Raw genomic sequence first — 14882 nt, 5'->3', positions numbered from 1 at the left:
TCGGAGGAGCGTGCTTAAGCGTTGATTTCTGTAACGAGGTGAGCAGGGCGAGCGGTGAGAGAACGAGAACCGCGCGCTAGCTCGCCGTCTCGTTGCGGACGTACTCCTCGTGGGTCCAGACCGTGAAGACGTTCTTGTAACCGCTGGTCCGCATCGAGTACGTTTCGTTTTCGTAGCCGGCCGCTTGCAGGCGGTCGCGGGGGGCCGTCGAATCGAACTCCTGCGTGATGACGATCGGCGGCTGGTTCTGCTGAAGTCGCGTCCCGAGCGCGGTCGCGCCGTTCTCGCAGGCCACCTGTGCGTCGCTCGACGCGAAGTACCACGGCATCGGGAGCATGTTGTACCACTTGATACACGTCGGTTGCGTGTTCCACCACGATTCGTTCCAGTCCTCGCGGTTCTGTTTGACGTAGGCGTTCCCACCATCGTAGTCATCGCCCGACTCGCCGTGATAGACGACGACATCGGGACCACTGTCGTGGGCCTGCGAGATGCGATGCATCTCGGTCAGTTCCTCGCGGAGCGGTTGCTCCGGTTGGGCGTACTGGACGAGCGGGTTCCCGTCGGTGGTCGAGTTCGTGTAGACCTGCGTCACGGCGGCGTTGGTGACGAACAGTATCACCAGGAAGAAGGCGATGGCGGTGATGCCGACGCCCTCTACATCGTCCGATGAAAGCGCGTTCAGCCCCCAGCGGAAAATCGCCGCGAGGCCGACCGCCGCGGGCAGCGCGAACGGGACGGCGGTGTGAACGGCGAGCCACGGCGCGCCGATGTCGGTCCCCAGTGGGTAGCCGAAGATGGAGACGAACCCCGCATAGAAGAGAAACGGGACGAGGTGACGCGGCGCGGTGTAACCCAGACGGTCGAGCACGTAGCCCACGCCAGCGAGGAGCGCCAGCGCCGCTGACCCGAAGCCGAGCGCCTGCAGGTACACCTTGAAGTGACTCACGTAGCCGTCCTGTGTCTTCTCGGAGGCGGGTTCGAGCCACTCGCCCCACTGGTCGGCGACCCGGTCGACGGTCACCTGCAACAGGTCGCCGAACAGCGCCGGGTTGGTTATCCCCTCCCAGAAGCCGACCGTCCCTTCGGTAATCGGAGCCGGCGGGTGTTCGATGCCGGGGACGCCCGCGCCGCGGGGCGCGTAGAAGAACAGCGAGACGAACCCGAACAGCAAGACGGCGAGAACGAGGTGACCGGCGTACGCGCCGACCACTCGGGCGGCGCTGTCGTGGCGCGTCCGGAACGAGCGAATCGCCCCGCGACCGGCGGCTATTCGGGCCTTCGCCCCGCCGACGACCCGAGCCCGAATCTCTCCGGAGGAGGGCGTCTCGGTGCTGAAGAGAATCGCGTCGCGGTAGCCGTTGGGCAGGAAGATGACCTTCGCCAAGAGCAGGCCGCTCGCGCCGAGCCACGTCACGACGTAGACGAGCGCGTTCTCCTTCGAGGCGAAGCCGAAGGCCACGAACACCGACGCGGCGTAGAGGTAGCGAGGGAGCCGCGTGTCGTAGAACCGGACGAACAGGCCGAAGGCGACGAACATGAACGCCGCGACGAGCACGTCGCTGCGCATGAACCGCGAGTAGTAGAGCAACAGGGGATTGATGGCGAGCAACAGCGCCATCGCGACGGTCTCGCTCCGGCGGAGGTGCCGGCGGAACAGGAGCGCCGAGAGCGGGAGGAGCCCGCCGACGACGGCAACGGGCAGGCGCATCGCGAAGTCGCTGGTCCCGATGAGCGCGAACATCCAGCGGTCGACGTGTTGGATGAACGGTCCGTGGATGATGTAACGGTAGGCGAAGGAGCCGCTCTCGCTGTAGTGCCACGCCCAGTAAGCGACCCGCCCCTCGTCGAAGTGAGCGACGCGCTGACCGAGGAAAGCGAGTCGCAAGACGAGTGCGAGCAGCGTGATCCCGGCGACGAGTTTCAGCGTCGCGTGGTCGTCGTCTCTCGTCCACGCGCCGACCTTTCGGCGAACATCTTGGAGGGGCGACAGCACACCGCTCGACGAAGCCATACCGGCAGAAAGCACAGCGGGGCTTAGAATCCTTCTGGTTTCCCGGCTTGGAACGGTAGGTCTTTAGGGGCAACAGCCGCCCACACAGGTATGGTGCAGCTCGGACTGATCGTCGCCCAGTACGACAAACACGGGGCGGTCATCGAGGCGATGAGACAGTCGGCCAACGCGGCCGCGGCCGACCACGACGCTGACATCGTCGAAACGGTCACCGTTCCGGGAGCCTACGATACGCCGCTCGCGGCCGACCGGCTGGCGCGTCGGGAGGACGTAGACGCCGTCGCGGTGCTCGGCGTCATCATCGAAGGCGACACCGACCACGATCAGGTCATCGCCGACGCCGCCGCACAGGGCCTGACCGACGTCTCCCTACAGCGAGACACCCCCGTTACGCTGGGTATCATCGGGCCGGGCATGAGCAAGGACGAAGCCGAGGCACGGACGGACAAGGGTGGCTCGGCCGTCACGAGCGCCATCGAACTCGCAAACCTATGACTATGGACTTCGCATCCCGCGTCGAACGTGTAGAGCCGAGCGCGACGCTCGCGATCAGCAACAAGGCCGCCGAACTCGAAGCCGAGGGCAAGGACGTCGTCGACCTCTCGGTCGGCGAACCGGACTTCGACACGCCCGAGAACATCAAGGACGCGGCGAAGGCCGCCCTCGATGCGGGCCACACCGGCTACACTCCCTCGAACGGTATTCCCGAACTCAAAGAAGCCCTCGTCGAGAAGCTCCACGACGATGGGCTCACTCAGTACGAAAAGGACAACCTCATCGTCACGCCCGGTGGCAAGCAGGCGCTGTACGAGATCTTTCAGACCATCATCGACGACGGAGACGAGGTTGCCTTACTCGACCCCGCATGGGTCTCCTACGAGGCGATGGCGAAACTCGCCGGCGGCACGCTGACCCGCGTCGATACGGCCGCCCACGACTTCCAACTCGAAGGCGCGCTCGACGACCTCGCCGACGCCGTCTCGGACGACACCCAACTCCTGGTCGTCAACTCGCCGGGCAACCCCCACGGAGCCGTCTACTCCGACGAGGCGCTCGAAGGCGTCCGCGATCTCGCCGTCGAACACGATATAACCGTCATCTCCGACGAAATTTACAAGGAGATTACCTACGACGGCGTCGAGGCGACGAGTCTGGGAACCCTCGACGGGATGGAAGACCGCACCGTGACGCTCAACGGCTTCTCGAAGGCCTACTCGATGACCGGCTGGCGACTGGGCTACTTCGCCGGCCCGGAAGAACTCGTCTCACAGGCCGGGAAGGTCCACTCGCACTCGGTCTCCTGTGCGGTCAACTTCGTCCAGCACGCGGGCGTCGAGGCCCTCACCAACACCGACGAAGCCGTCGAGGAGATGGTCGAGGCGTTCGCCGACCGGCGGGAGTTCCTCATCGAACTGTTCGAAGAGCACGGCGTCCACGTCCCCGAACCCCAGGGCGCGTTCTACATGATGCCCGAAGTCGCCCCTGACGGCGACGATACGGAGTGGTGTGACCAGGCTATCTCGGACGCGCAGGTCGCCACCGTCCCCGGCAGCGCGTTCGGGACGCCCGGCTATGCGCGTATCTCGTATGCCAACAGCAAGGAGCGACTCGAAGAAGCAGTCGAGCGTCTCGACGACGCCGGCTTGCTGTAACGCACAGCGATCACTGCCCCACCTCCGATGCTCGCCCTCCCTCCGATCGACACCGAGTTCGTCGCAGCGCTCGCCCTCGTCGCACTCATCACCAAGAGCTTCGAGTTCGCCGTCGAACGCTGGGGCCTCCAGCGCTACGTCCCGTCCTGATCGGACTCGCCGCCATCGCCTTCGCCGCCGTCCCACAGTTCTTCGAGGACGCCACGTGGTGGGGCCGGCCGTTCTTCGTCGCCATCGGTGTCGGCGCTATCGCGCTCTGGGCGTACCGGCGACTGGACGGTCAATATATGCCAGCAAAATCGAACTGACAGCTACCCCCGTTCTTCCAGAATCTTCCCACGATCCGACCAGAGGAAAGCAGTTCGTCATCGCGGGCTTCACGCGGCCCGGTACGCCGAACGTCACAGTCGAGCCCGTGCTTCACCAGCGCTGCCTCGATCCCTCCGACCTCGTGGTATCTGAGCAGAAAGACACGAAGGCTACAGTATATAAAATAGCATCTGAACTGAGAACAGTATTACCGCAATCAAAAGAGAAAGGATTATGATATATATCGGTACGCTGTACTGTTCTACTGGAGGGTCTTGAATAGACTGGATCAAGAATGAAACCCCAGTGACGGTAATTAATACACCCAAAGCTATGTCTGTTATCGTACTGTTGCTAGTGAAAATCGACTGTTCTATAGTCATCAGAGAACCAACCAAAATGAATAAGACGCCGATGACACCAGATGGATTCATTTGGCAGTTTATTGTCACTGTTGCTTTCGGTTTAACACCTTTCATTCAGTTCACAACAATCGGGTCGGATACAGGATATATTACACCAATTTACCCACAGATTACATCACTATCTGGATGTGTTTCTGGTATACACCGGTTAGTCGTATCTTCACGGCCTAGGCAACTGGGACTATCATACTGGGTTAGAATCGTCCCTATACCTGCAGAACAAGCTAGTCCTTTTGTTACAGGTTCTGGGTCAAGATAACACGCACCACATGCACCGGTAGCTAAAGCAAAGGCGCCGGCAATGTCCGCTAGACATGACAAGCTCGGTGCACAGTCAGTCGCAACCTGTTTATGACAGACACAATCGTCATCTCCGGGAAGATTACTAATTTCAATCGAATTTGTGCTATCGTCTCCTGAATGGACCGTTACTTCACCCTCATCAACGGGATACATATCAACACTAGACCAGTCGATAGATACATTCGCTTGGACCTCAATTTCTGGAGATTGGATCGAGTGGTATCCAATCACGGTCGGGATATCTTCGTCCAATTCGGTTTTCGCATCCTCTGACAGAGAGTCCAGTCCATTATACTGTATAAATACTTCTTCGTCGTCCTCTCTGATTGTATACGGAACAGAGACTACATAACGAGCCTCACCGTTATGTTCAATTATTTTATGAATGGAGGAGTCGTTGATTTGTCTTCTGGCTCCGAGTTCCTCCACCAACTCATACTCGATCTGTGCAAAATCCTCACGATTGACCATACTTACCAACGGTTGCATCCCATCCGACAGGGAAAGTTCAGTAACTTCCGTTGGAGAAGAGGCAGATACACGACCAGAGAGATTAGTGGCCCCGAAAACAGTCGCTCCGCTAGCACCCATTGTTTGAAGTACTTTTCTTCGGCTATGTCCGGCACCGTTCTCAGACAGCAACATATATATTTTTCCTCACCGCTGTTAAAGTTTACTACAAAATCCCAATATTGTGCTTTTGATATTGCAGGCAGGTGTTTTGATCCGCTTTTCGTCGCTTTCGGGAGAAATTACATTCGCCATTCGGTATTCCTGAAACAACCACCAGAGGTACCGACCCGCTCACCCCCGTTCTTCTAGAATCTTCCCGATGATCCGACCGGATGAGAGCAGTTCGTCCTCACGGGCCTCTCGCGGCCCGGCGCGCCGAACGTCACACTCCAACCCACGCTCGGAAAGCGCCGCCTCGATGCCCCCAACCTCGTGGTGCTGGTCGTACCCCAGCGCGATGACGTCGGGTCGGATGCGCTCGATGGGGACGAAGATGTCCTCCGGGTGCCCGAGGTGTGCCTCGTCGACGGGCTTGAGCGCACTGACCATCTGTCGACGCTGTTCGTCCGGCACGATCGGCGGTTCCTTGTGTGTGACGTTGACCGAGCGCGCGACGATGACGTGGAGTTCGTCGCCCATCGCCTTCGCGTCCTGTAGATAGTGGACGTGACCGGGATGGAGGATATCGAAGGTGCCCTGCGCGACGACGCGGGTCACGAGTCGAACTCCTCCTCGCGCAACTCGGCGTCGATGTCGGACTGGTCGAAATCGAAGAACGCCTCCTCGGGCGGTTCGACGTCGAGCACCGGCAATTCGACGGGTTCGCCCTCGTTGTCGAAGGCCTGCCAGTCGTCCGGGCCGTACGGGTAGCCGACGATAATGTGGACGTCGCCGCGGCCGAACGTCTGCAAGTCGGCGTCACTCGGTTTGAGAACGCCGTTGGGGTGAGAGTGAATCGACCCCGCCGCGCGCATGTCGTTCGGTACCATGCTCGTCTTGACCGTCGCGCTCACCGGGTTCGACTCCGTCCCGGGGATGACGAGGACGTCGGTGAGAACGGTGCCGTCCTCGTCGATACCGACTTTCTCCGCGTCGTCGCCCCTGAGCAGCCCCATGTACTCGTTCGGGTGGGATTCCTCGGACGCGGCGCGTGCGAAATCCAGCGCCGATCTGGCGATGCCGACGATGCCGCCCGAGCGAAACAGCCCCATGCGAGGAAGTGGGGCCGGCGGCGTTCTAAGGGTTCCGCTCTCTGGATGGCACCTAGTCGGGGAACTGAATAGCGGTTTTGCCGCGAACAGCTAGAGACTCCAATCGTGTCAGTTGACTAGCCAGCTATTAGGCGGGGCTTTCTGACTCTACAGCACTACAGCACTACAGCACTGACCCCGATACCAGCAACGCGTTTTCCTAGCCAGCGATTTCGAAGGGTACAAACCGGGGAGTGACGAAGAGACGCCAAATGTCTTCGCCAACTGGCACCGACGACGGTGCCGAGGCTCCCGACGGGGGAGCCACCGTCTACGATCTCGCTGCGGAGTGTACCGCAGAGGACGTCGAACAGGGGAAACGCTACCACGCCACGGTCAACGGCGTGGTCGACTACGGCGTCTTCGTCGACCTCTCGGAGGAAGTGTCCGGGCTGGTCCACGACTCGAACCTACTGGGCCGCTACGACGTGGGCGACGAGTTCGTCGTCGAACTCGGCGAGGTCCGTCCCGACGGCGACCTGAGCTTCGAGGAAGTCCAGCTGTCCGACTACGCGACCGAACACGTCCCTCACGGGACGACGGCCGCCGTCACCGATCTCGACGACGCGACGGGCGACACCGTCGTCGTCGAGGGCCAGGTCGTCCAGATAAAGCAGACCGGCGGTCCGACCGTATTTCAAGTCCGCGACGGCACCGGCATCGTCCCGTGTGCCGCCTTCGAAGAGGCCGGGGTCCGCGCTCATCCCGGCATCGAGATGGACGACATCGTTCGCGTCTCGGGCACCGCCGAGGACCGAAACGGCGGCGTCCAGGTCGAGGTGGACTCGCTGTCGGTTCTCGAAGGCGACGACGCCGCCGACGTACAGGCCGACCTCGACGACGCGCTCGCGAACGCCGCCGAACCAGCCGACATCGACCCGCTGGTCGAGTGGGACGCCTTCGAGAAGCTGTGGGACGACCTCCGCGAGGTCGCCACGGAACTGCGAAAGACCGTCCTCTCCGGCCGCCCGATTCGGATGCGCCATCACGCCGACGGCGACGGCCTCTGTGCCAGCGTCCCGCTACAGGTCGCCCTCGAACGATTCATCGCCGACCACTACGAGGACAGCGACGCGCCCCAGCATCTCCTCAAGCGCCTGCCGAGCAAGGCCCCCTACTACGAGATGGAGGACGTGACTCGGGACCTCAACTTCGCGCTGGAAGACCGCACTCGCCACGGGCAGAAGCTCCCGATGGTACTGATGCTTGACAACGGTTCGACGGAGGAAGACACGCCGGCCTACCGTAACCTCCGACACTACGACATTCCCGTCGTCGTCGTCGACCACCATCACCCCGACCCCGAAGCCGTCGAACCCCTCATCGAACAACACGTCAACCCCTACCTCCACGACGAGGACTACCGTATCACCACGGGGATGCTCTGTGTCGAACTCGCCCGGATGATCGACCCGGACCTCACCGAGGACCTCAAGCACGTCCCCGCCGTCGCCGGTCTCTCCGACCGCTCGGAGAGCGAAGCGATGGGCGACTACCTCGATCTCGCCGCCGAGAAGGGCTACGACGAGGACGACCTGCGCGACATCGGTGAGGCGCTCGACTACGCAACCCACTGGCTCCGCTACAGTTCCGGTGAGCGCCTCATCACCGACGCGCTCAACGTCAGCTGCGACGACCGCGAGCGGCACGCAGAACTGGTCGACTTCCTCGCCGACCGCGCCGAGCGCGACGTACAGGACCAACTCGACGCCGCAATGAGCCACGTCGAACACGAGCGACTCGACAACGGCGCACATCTCTACCGCATCGACGTCGAGAACCATGCTCACCGCTTTACCTACCCCGCGCCGGGGAAGACAACGGGGAAGATTCACGACGAGAAGGTCGCAGAGACCGGCGACCCGGTCATCACCATCGGCTATGGCCCGGACTTCGCCGTCCTCCGGAGTGACGGCGTCCGACTCGACATCCCGCGGATGGTCACCGAACTGACCGAAGAAGTGAACGGCGGCGGCGTCTCCGGCGGCGGCCACCTCGTCGTCGGCTCCATCAAATTCGTCTCGGGCATGCGCGAGGAGGTCATCGACGCTCTCGTCGAGAAAATGGCCGAGGCCGAGATCGACGAGGAACTCGGCAGTTCGACGGCGCTCCCAGAGGAAGTCTGAACCACCGGCGACCGGCAGTCTCGTCCGGCAGTCCGCGTTCTGCGTTACGATGCGAATCGAACCCGTCGAGCGGCGAGACCGGCGACGACGACGATTCCGAGGACGGCACAGCCGAGCGCCAGCGGAACCGTCGGCTTCCCGCCCGACCAGTCGGCGTCGAACACCCGACCGAAGTAGGTCGCTGCCTCCGACCCGTGGAGTACTAACACGACCTCACGGTTCGTCGTCGCGGCCTGTTCGTTCCAGTTCAGGCTCCCGACGATGACACGGTTGCGGTCGACGACCGCGCCCTTCGCGTGTATCTTCGTGAACCGACCGCTCGGCTCGGCGAGGCGAGCCGACAGCGGCGCGTCGGTTCGCTCGGCCCACGCCTCGAATCGGTCGACGGTCCGCTGGTTCGCCTCCCGTGAGTACCACGCGCTACTCAACAGCAGTCGCACTTCGATGCCGCGGCTGGCGGCGCGACGGAGCGCACGCAGAAGCGGTTCGTCCCAATCACCGACCGTCGGCTGGATCACCGCAATCGAGTCGTTCGCGGCGTCGAGTTCGGCGACCAGCGCTCGCTGTGCGTTATCCGGCGTGACGAGCAGCTCGGTTCGTTCGACGGCCACCGTCTTCGGTTCGAACGCCCTCGGATAGGTCGCGTCGGCACGCTCGCCTCGTTCGAAGGTTCGACCGCGCCGGTACTCGCGCCATCGGACGGCGTCGCGCCACCCGGCGTCGGCTTCGAACGTCGCTACCAGTCCGTCGACAACCCGGGGCTGGCTTGTCGCGACACCCCATCCACGGCTGCTGTTACCGCCGACGCCGGCTGGTTTCCAGTTCTCGGTGAGGACGACTGCTCGCTCATCCGCGACGACGTACTTCGCGTGATGGTAGTTATAGCGGGCGTACGGGCCGTCGATGACGCGGACCTCGACGCCGGCGTCGCTGAGACGGTCGAGCGTTCTGGCTTCGGTTCGAGTTCGACCGCCGATCGGCCCCCCCTCTAGCAGGACGCGAACCATTGTCCCTCGCCGCTGAGCGGCGACGAGTGCGTCGGCGACGCGCGCGGACGAGAGCGTGTAGCCGGCGAGGAGGACTCTGTCGTCGGCAGCGCGGATAGGTGCGAGCGGAGCGTTCGGTGCGTCCGGGAGCGTGAACGCGCGCACCTCGCTCGCGCGGCCGCTGACGACCGGACGCGCCGTCGCGCCGAGCGGTCGCCAGCGAATCGCCGATCCATTCACGACGCCCAGCTCGCCCTCCGAGGCGTCGCGGTAGCGAACTGTGGAAACGACGGTTCCGTTCCGCTGCAATTGGACAGTGTCACCCCCGTTGGCGAGTGAGGGGGCGGTTTCCAGCCCGTAGACGGGAGCATCGGTCAGATTGCGAACGGGGACGGGAGCGTCGGTAAGTACGACGTTCCCGCTCACAGTCCGGTTCGGCAGTTCGGCCGTAGTGTGGCCGTCCGTGAGCGAGAATCGGCCGAGCACCGTCGAATCGGGAACGGAGAGAACGACGAACTCGCCGCGGTCACCGGCGGCTATCGGGTCCGGATAGACGGCGTGAATCGTCGGCGTCGCGGCGATTTGAGCGGGCGGCGGCGTCCCGGGTTCGGTCTCGGCCACGGAGGTATCGAGTGCCGGGATAGCGATGGCGGTCGGGCCGGCGCTGACGAGGAGGACGACGAGTACGAGAGCGACGGTAGGCGACCGCATAGGGCGGGGTGGTCGCCCGTTGGTACAAAAAGGCTCGTCTCAGGGAGTCAGTAGCCGGTGGCCTTCTCGGCTTCGGCCTGCACGAGGTAGGCGCGGTCGTCAGCGTACTTGGCCGCTTCGTCGAAGGCCTCCTCGGTGCCGATCTGGCGGAGCGCCCACGCGGCCGAGGCGCGGACTTCGTCGCTCTCGTCGCTTTCGAGAACGTCCGAAAGTGGGTCGATAGCGCGGGTGTCACCGAGGAGTCCGAGCGAGCGGGCTGCAGAGGAACGAATCTCTGAGTTGTCGGCGTCGAGTCGGTTGGCGACGGGTTGGACGGACTCGGGACTGCCGATCGCGCCGAGTGAACGGAGCGTCACCTTCTGGAGAGCGGCGTCGCCGTCTCCGTCGATGAAGTCGTGGAGCGTCTCTATCGCGCGGTCGTCGCCGATTTTCCCGAGGACTTTGATCGGGCCTTTGTCGCGCTTCTGTGCGCGCTGGTGCATCACGTCGAAGGCGGGTTCGGCGTCGCTTCCGAGGTTGTAGAGGATGTCGATGATGTACTCCTCCATGAATTCCGAGCCGACCTTCTCCAGTGCGAAAACCACCATTTCGACGTTCCCTTCGGCGGCGTGAATCTTCGCGGCGTTCCACTCCGCTGGGAAGTCCTTGCGGTTCTCGTTGGTCAGCACGTCGTAGAACCCCTTGTAGTCGAGTTGCTCCTGGACGGTGAGGTCGTCCCACACCTCGGCGGCTTCGAGGTCGTCTTCGAGTGTTTCGGCGGCTTCGAGCAGCCCCTCGATGGTCTCGGCGTCGTCGTCGGCGTCAAGGTCCGCGCTCTCGACGGCGTCGGCGACAGTGCCGAGCGCGTCGGCCGCAGCATCGAGGTCATCACCGGCGTCGGCGTCGTGACCGACGTACTCCTCGCTCGCATCGAGGAACGTGACGACGGCCGCGTGGGCCTCTTCCTCGCCCGAGTCGGTCCACTCGCTCTCTTCGACCGTGGTCTGGGCGTTCTCGACGGTGCCGACGACGTCTTCGGCGTAGGGACCACGCTGGGCTTCGACGTCCTCGCGAATGGTCGAGATGCGGTCTTCGAGGTCTGCTCGCGGGTCTTCGGCGTCCTCGTCCTCGTCGCCGTCGTCGGGTTCAGGAAAGTCTACGGTTTCGAGATCGCTCTCGGTCTCGTCGAGCGAGCGGTCGATCTCGTCGAGGTCGGCCTCCGTCTCGGCGTTTTCGAGGTCACTTTCGGTCTCGTCGAGACGCGCGTTGAGGTCGTCGGCAGTGGCCCCGTCCTCTTCGGCTTCCGCCTCGTCTGCGTCCGCCGCTTCGGTTTCGTCGTCGGACTCGTCGTCTCCGGCCTGCTCTCCGTCTTCGGCCGTATCCGGCGCAGTAACGTTCGCTTCGTCCGACTCCGGGGCCGCGTCGGTCGCCGCTTCCTCGCTCTCTGCGTCGTTTTCCGCCTCGGTATCGACTGGCTCGTCCGCGGGCTCCTCGTCGGTGGACTCCCCGTTCGAGGCCGCCGTCTCGTCGTCCCCGTTGCTCATGTACGGACGTGTGTCGGTACGGGCTAAGAGCGTTTTCCTTTCCAAATGGGGACACGAGCCGTCGGATAGCCCGAGCGAGTCCAACTGGCAAGAGATTTGTGGCACCGTGGCTACGTCCTGTGTAGTTAGCCAATGAGATCTGACGACAGAGACGACTTTGAGGAGGTGGAGAAGAACGTTGCGCCGGAGGGACCGGACGTCGGGGACGAGCCGTCAGCCGCCGGGTTCGTTGAGTACGGCATCGAAGACAGACCGCCGCGAGGCGAGTCGATACTGCTTGGCGTTCAACACTACCTGACCATGATCGGTGCGTCCGTCGCGATTCCGCTGGGTCTCGCGGGCGCGATGGGAATGTTCGAGGCAGCGCCGGGGCAGGTCGGCCGTCTCATCGGGACGTTCTTCGTCGTCTCCGGCATTGCGACGCTGGCTCAGACGACCATCGGGAACCGCTACCCAATCGTGCAGGGCGGGACGTTCTCGATGCTCGCACCGGGACTGGCCATCGTCGGCGTGTTGGCCCAGCAGGGTGCCGACTGGCAGACGATGCTCGTCGAGTTACAGGGCGCGGTCATCGTCGCCGGCCTCGTCGAGATGCTCATCGGCTACACCGGCGTGATGGGGAAGCTCAAGCGGTACATGGGACCTGTCGTCATTGCGCCCGTCATCGCACTCATCGGCCTCGCGCTGTTCAACGTCCCGCAGATTGCGAACCCGAACTTCGCCGCGCCCGGAACGGGACAGAACTGGTGGCTCCTCGGTCTCACGATGCTCGCCATCGTCGTCTTCTCACAGTACCTCGATCGGCGTCACCGGGCGTTTAAGCTGTTCCCTGTGCTGCTCGGCATCGCCTTCGCGTGGGGCGTCGCCGCCGTGCTCTCGGTGACCGGTGTCTTCGCCGAGGGGTCGGTGAGTTACGTCGCGCTCGGGAGCGTGACGAGCGCCCCCTTGCTCCAGCCGATCTACCCTTTCCAGTGGGGGCTTCCGCAGTTCACGCCCGGGTTCATCGTCGGGATGTTCGCCGGGATGCTCGCCTCTGTCGTCGAGAGCTTCGGCGACTATCACTCGGTCGCCCGCATCGCCGGGAGGGGCGCACCGAGCGCGAAGCGCATCGACCACGGTATCGGCATGGAAGGTATCGGCAACGTCTTCGCCGGCATCATGGGTACCGGCAACGGCTGTACGTCCTACACGGAGAACGTCGGCGCAATTGCCATCACTGGCGTCGCTTCCCGATACGTCGTCCAGATCGGTGCCGCAGTGATGATTCTCGTCGGCTACTTCGGCCCGATGGGCGAGCTGTTCGCGACGATCCCCGCGCCGATCATCGGGGGACTCTATATGGTCATGTTCGGCCAGATAGCTGCCGTCGGTCTCTCACAGTTGAAATACGTCGATTTAGACGCCAACCGCAACGTCTTCATCGTCGGGTTCGCCCTCTTTGCCGGTCTCGCCGTCCCGGAGTACATGAGCCAGGTCGGACAGGGACTGGATGCCTCCGGGGCGACGGCGCTCCAGCAAGGTCTCGCCGGCGTCCCGGTACTCGGTGCGGTACTGGGAACCGATGTCGTGGCGACGACGCTGTTCGTCGTCGGCGGCACCGGGATGGTCGTCGGCGGCCTCGTCGCGTTCGTCCTCGACAACACCATCCCCGGGACCCGCGAGGAGCGCGGCCTCAGCGCGTGGGCGGAGCTCACAGAAGACGACGACGAGTTCGTCTCGGCGCTTGACCGGCTGCGCGGCCGCGGCGGCGACCGACCGTCCGTCTCCGGCGACGGCTGACCCGCGATGCCCGACGAAAGCGAGACGGTGTACGAGGGTGTCCTGCGAAGCGGCGGCCGAATAACCATCAGGGACGACCGGGTTCTGGTCGATCGGCCGGACGAGGAATCCGTCGCCGTCCCCCTCTCGGGCGTCGTCGACGTGACGCTGCAGGACGTGGATTGGTTCCTCGTGGTCATGAGTCTCGGTCTCGTCGGGTTCGGTCTCGCGTCGGTCGGGCGGAGTCTCCCGCTCGCGGCATTCTTCGTCGCCGCCGGCCTTCTCAGTACTGCGCTCACCTACCGAAAGCGCGGCGCGCTCAGAATCAGCGTCTCGGGTGAGACACAGCCACTCAAGCTATTTCCCGCCGATCCACAGGCGTGTTACGACGCGCTCGAATCGATGCTGGGCGACGACTGACGAAGTGAAATCGCCCACACTTACAGCACCGCCGGTCGGACCCTCTTACATGACCGCAGAGAACGTCCAGTCGCTTATCGACCAACTGCACGAGGAAGCGGAGATGGACCGACCCAACGACCAGACGCCAGACGTGAGTATCGTGATGGGGTCCGATTCGGACCTCCCGACGATGGCCGGCGGCAAGGGCAAGCGTCCCGGAGCCTATGCCGCCCTCGCAGACGAACTGGGCTTTGAGGAACAGACCGACTTCACCGACGCCCCGGACGCCCGCTTTACATTCGAGACGTTCGTCGTCTCCGCTCACCGGACGCCGGACCTGATGTACGCCTACGCCGAGACGGCAGAAGCCCGCGGTCTCGATGTCATCATCGCCGGGGCCGGTGGAAAGTCAGCGGACCTCCCAAACATGACTGCGAGCATCGCCTACCCGCTCCCGGTCGTCGGCGTCCCCGTCCAGGAGAAGTCCGTCGATTCGGTCATCGGAATGCCACAGGGTGCGCCCATCACCGCCGTCGACGCCGGCAAGTCGTTCAACGCCGCGCTCACCGCGGCGCAAATTCTCTCGCGGCAACACGAAGAGTTGCGCGGCCGTCTGGTCGAGTACCACGAGGGGCTACAGGAGGAGGTCGGCGACGCATCTCGGGACTTACACGAACTTGGGACGCCAGGATTCAAAGACGAATATTGGGAGTAGCGAGGTTCCGAACGGAGTGCGGAACCTCGAAGCGAAACGACGAACGTAGTGAGTCGTGAAGCAGTAACGAGGGATGCGCGACTGAAAGGAGCGCGGCCCTCGGAGAAGCGCAGCGGAGAGGGGGAGGCCACGCTAGCGGCCTCGATGAGTCGAACAGGCGACGCCCACGAGACAGCAGTCCACACGATAAAGCGA

The 14882-nt window shown here is 63.4% G+C and carries 14 protein-coding genes; 7 read left to right on the top strand and 7 right to left on the bottom strand.

The genetic code is table 11. The features are described 5' to 3' along the window. Positions 1-76: 76 nt before the first annotated feature. Complete coding sequence (locus tag E4S61_RS13765) at positions 77-2014, bottom strand: flippase activity-associated protein Agl23 (RefSeq protein ID WP_135304502.1); 1938 nt, start codon at positions 2012-2014, stop codon at positions 77-79. A gap of 90 nt (positions 2015-2104) precedes the next feature. Between E4S61_RS13765 and ribH the strand changes: the two genes are divergently transcribed. The 3 genes from ribH to E4S61_RS26540 are packed head-to-tail and all read left to right on the top strand — an operon-like array spanning position 2105 to position 3816. Next, a complete protein-coding gene (gene ribH, locus E4S61_RS13760) occupies positions 2105-2509 on the top strand; it encodes a 6,7-dimethyl-8-ribityllumazine synthase (RefSeq protein WP_135304501.1) in 405 nt (134 codons plus the stop codon). Beyond that, positions 2506-3666, top strand: coding sequence for a pyridoxal phosphate-dependent aminotransferase (locus tag E4S61_RS13755; RefSeq protein ID WP_135304500.1), 1161 nt, complete (start codon positions 2506-2508; stop codon positions 3664-3666). The genes ribH and E4S61_RS13755 overlap by 4 nt, the downstream gene beginning before the upstream one ends. 27 nt (positions 3667-3693) lie before the next feature. Continuing rightward, the gene (locus tag E4S61_RS26540) at positions 3694-3816 is read left to right on the top strand and encodes a hypothetical protein (protein ID WP_280663809.1); all 123 of its coding nucleotides are present in this window, start codon (positions 3694-3696) and stop codon (positions 3814-3816) included. Here the strand turns inward: E4S61_RS26540 and E4S61_RS25470 are convergent. The 4 genes from E4S61_RS25470 to E4S61_RS13740 all read right to left on the bottom strand — a co-directional run bounded on the left by E4S61_RS25470 (position 3801) and on the right by E4S61_RS13740 (position 6427). Continuing rightward, positions 3801-3950, bottom strand: a complete 150-nt coding sequence (locus tag E4S61_RS25470) for a hypothetical protein (protein ID WP_167768500.1) — start codon at positions 3948-3950, stop codon at positions 3801-3803. The genes E4S61_RS26540 and E4S61_RS25470 overlap by 16 nt on opposite strands. A 549-nt stretch (positions 3951-4499) precedes the next feature. Then, positions 4500-5174, bottom strand: coding sequence for a hypothetical protein (locus tag E4S61_RS13750; RefSeq protein ID WP_135304499.1), 675 nt, complete (start codon positions 5172-5174; stop codon positions 4500-4502). 333 nt (positions 5175-5507) lie between these two features. Next, a complete protein-coding gene (locus tag E4S61_RS13745; RefSeq protein ID WP_135304498.1) occupies positions 5508-5933 on the bottom strand; it encodes an adenylyltransferase/cytidyltransferase family protein in 426 nt (141 codons plus the stop codon). Beyond that, complete coding sequence (locus tag E4S61_RS13740; RefSeq protein WP_135304497.1) at positions 5930-6427, bottom strand: Mov34/MPN/PAD-1 family protein; 498 nt, start codon at positions 6425-6427, stop codon at positions 5930-5932. The genes E4S61_RS13745 and E4S61_RS13740 overlap by 4 nt, the downstream gene beginning before the upstream one ends. Positions 6428-6678: 251 nt before the next feature. Between E4S61_RS13740 and E4S61_RS13735 the strand changes: the two genes are divergently transcribed. Next, a complete protein-coding gene (locus tag E4S61_RS13735; protein ID WP_135304496.1) occupies positions 6679-8592 on the top strand; it encodes a DHH family phosphoesterase in 1914 nt (637 codons plus the stop codon). 44 nt (positions 8593-8636) lie between these two features. Here E4S61_RS13735 and E4S61_RS13730 read toward each other — a convergent pair whose 3' ends face one another. Together E4S61_RS13730 and E4S61_RS13725 are read right to left on the bottom strand one after the other, a co-directional pair. Next, complete coding sequence (locus E4S61_RS13730; RefSeq protein WP_135304495.1) at positions 8637-10289, bottom strand: phospholipase D-like domain-containing protein; 1653 nt, start codon at positions 10287-10289, stop codon at positions 8637-8639. Between the two features lie 47 nt (positions 10290-10336). Beyond that, complete coding sequence (locus E4S61_RS13725) at positions 10337-11812, bottom strand: HEAT repeat domain-containing protein (RefSeq protein WP_135304494.1); 1476 nt, start codon at positions 11810-11812, stop codon at positions 10337-10339. Between the two features lie 132 nt (positions 11813-11944). On the opposite strand from E4S61_RS13725, the gene E4S61_RS13720 reads away from it, so the two are divergent. The 3 genes from E4S61_RS13720 to purE are packed head-to-tail and all read left to right on the top strand — an operon-like array spanning position 11945 to position 14687. Then, positions 11945-13591 (top strand): uracil-xanthine permease family protein, encoded by a 1647-nt coding sequence (locus E4S61_RS13720; RefSeq protein ID WP_135304493.1) that lies wholly within the window; start codon positions 11945-11947, stop codon positions 13589-13591. Positions 13592-13597: 6 nt separating this feature from the next. Next, on the top strand, positions 13598-13990 hold the full coding sequence (locus tag E4S61_RS13715) for a hypothetical protein (protein WP_135304492.1): 393 nt from the start codon (positions 13598-13600) through the stop codon (positions 13988-13990). Between the two features lie 49 nt (positions 13991-14039). Continuing rightward, positions 14040-14687 (top strand): 5-(carboxyamino)imidazole ribonucleotide mutase, encoded by a 648-nt coding sequence (gene purE / locus E4S61_RS13710; RefSeq protein WP_135304491.1) that lies wholly within the window; start codon positions 14040-14042, stop codon positions 14685-14687. Positions 14688-14882 lie beyond the last annotated feature (195 nt).

The sequence above is a fragment of the Haloarcula amylovorans genome (genome assembly GCF_004681185.1).
GTDB lineage: Archaea > Halobacteriota > Halobacteria > Halobacteriales > Haloarculaceae > Haloarcula > Haloarcula amylovorans.
The sequence above is the reverse complement of the archived record's forward strand: the minus strand, read 5'-3'. Positions and strand labels throughout refer to the sequence as shown.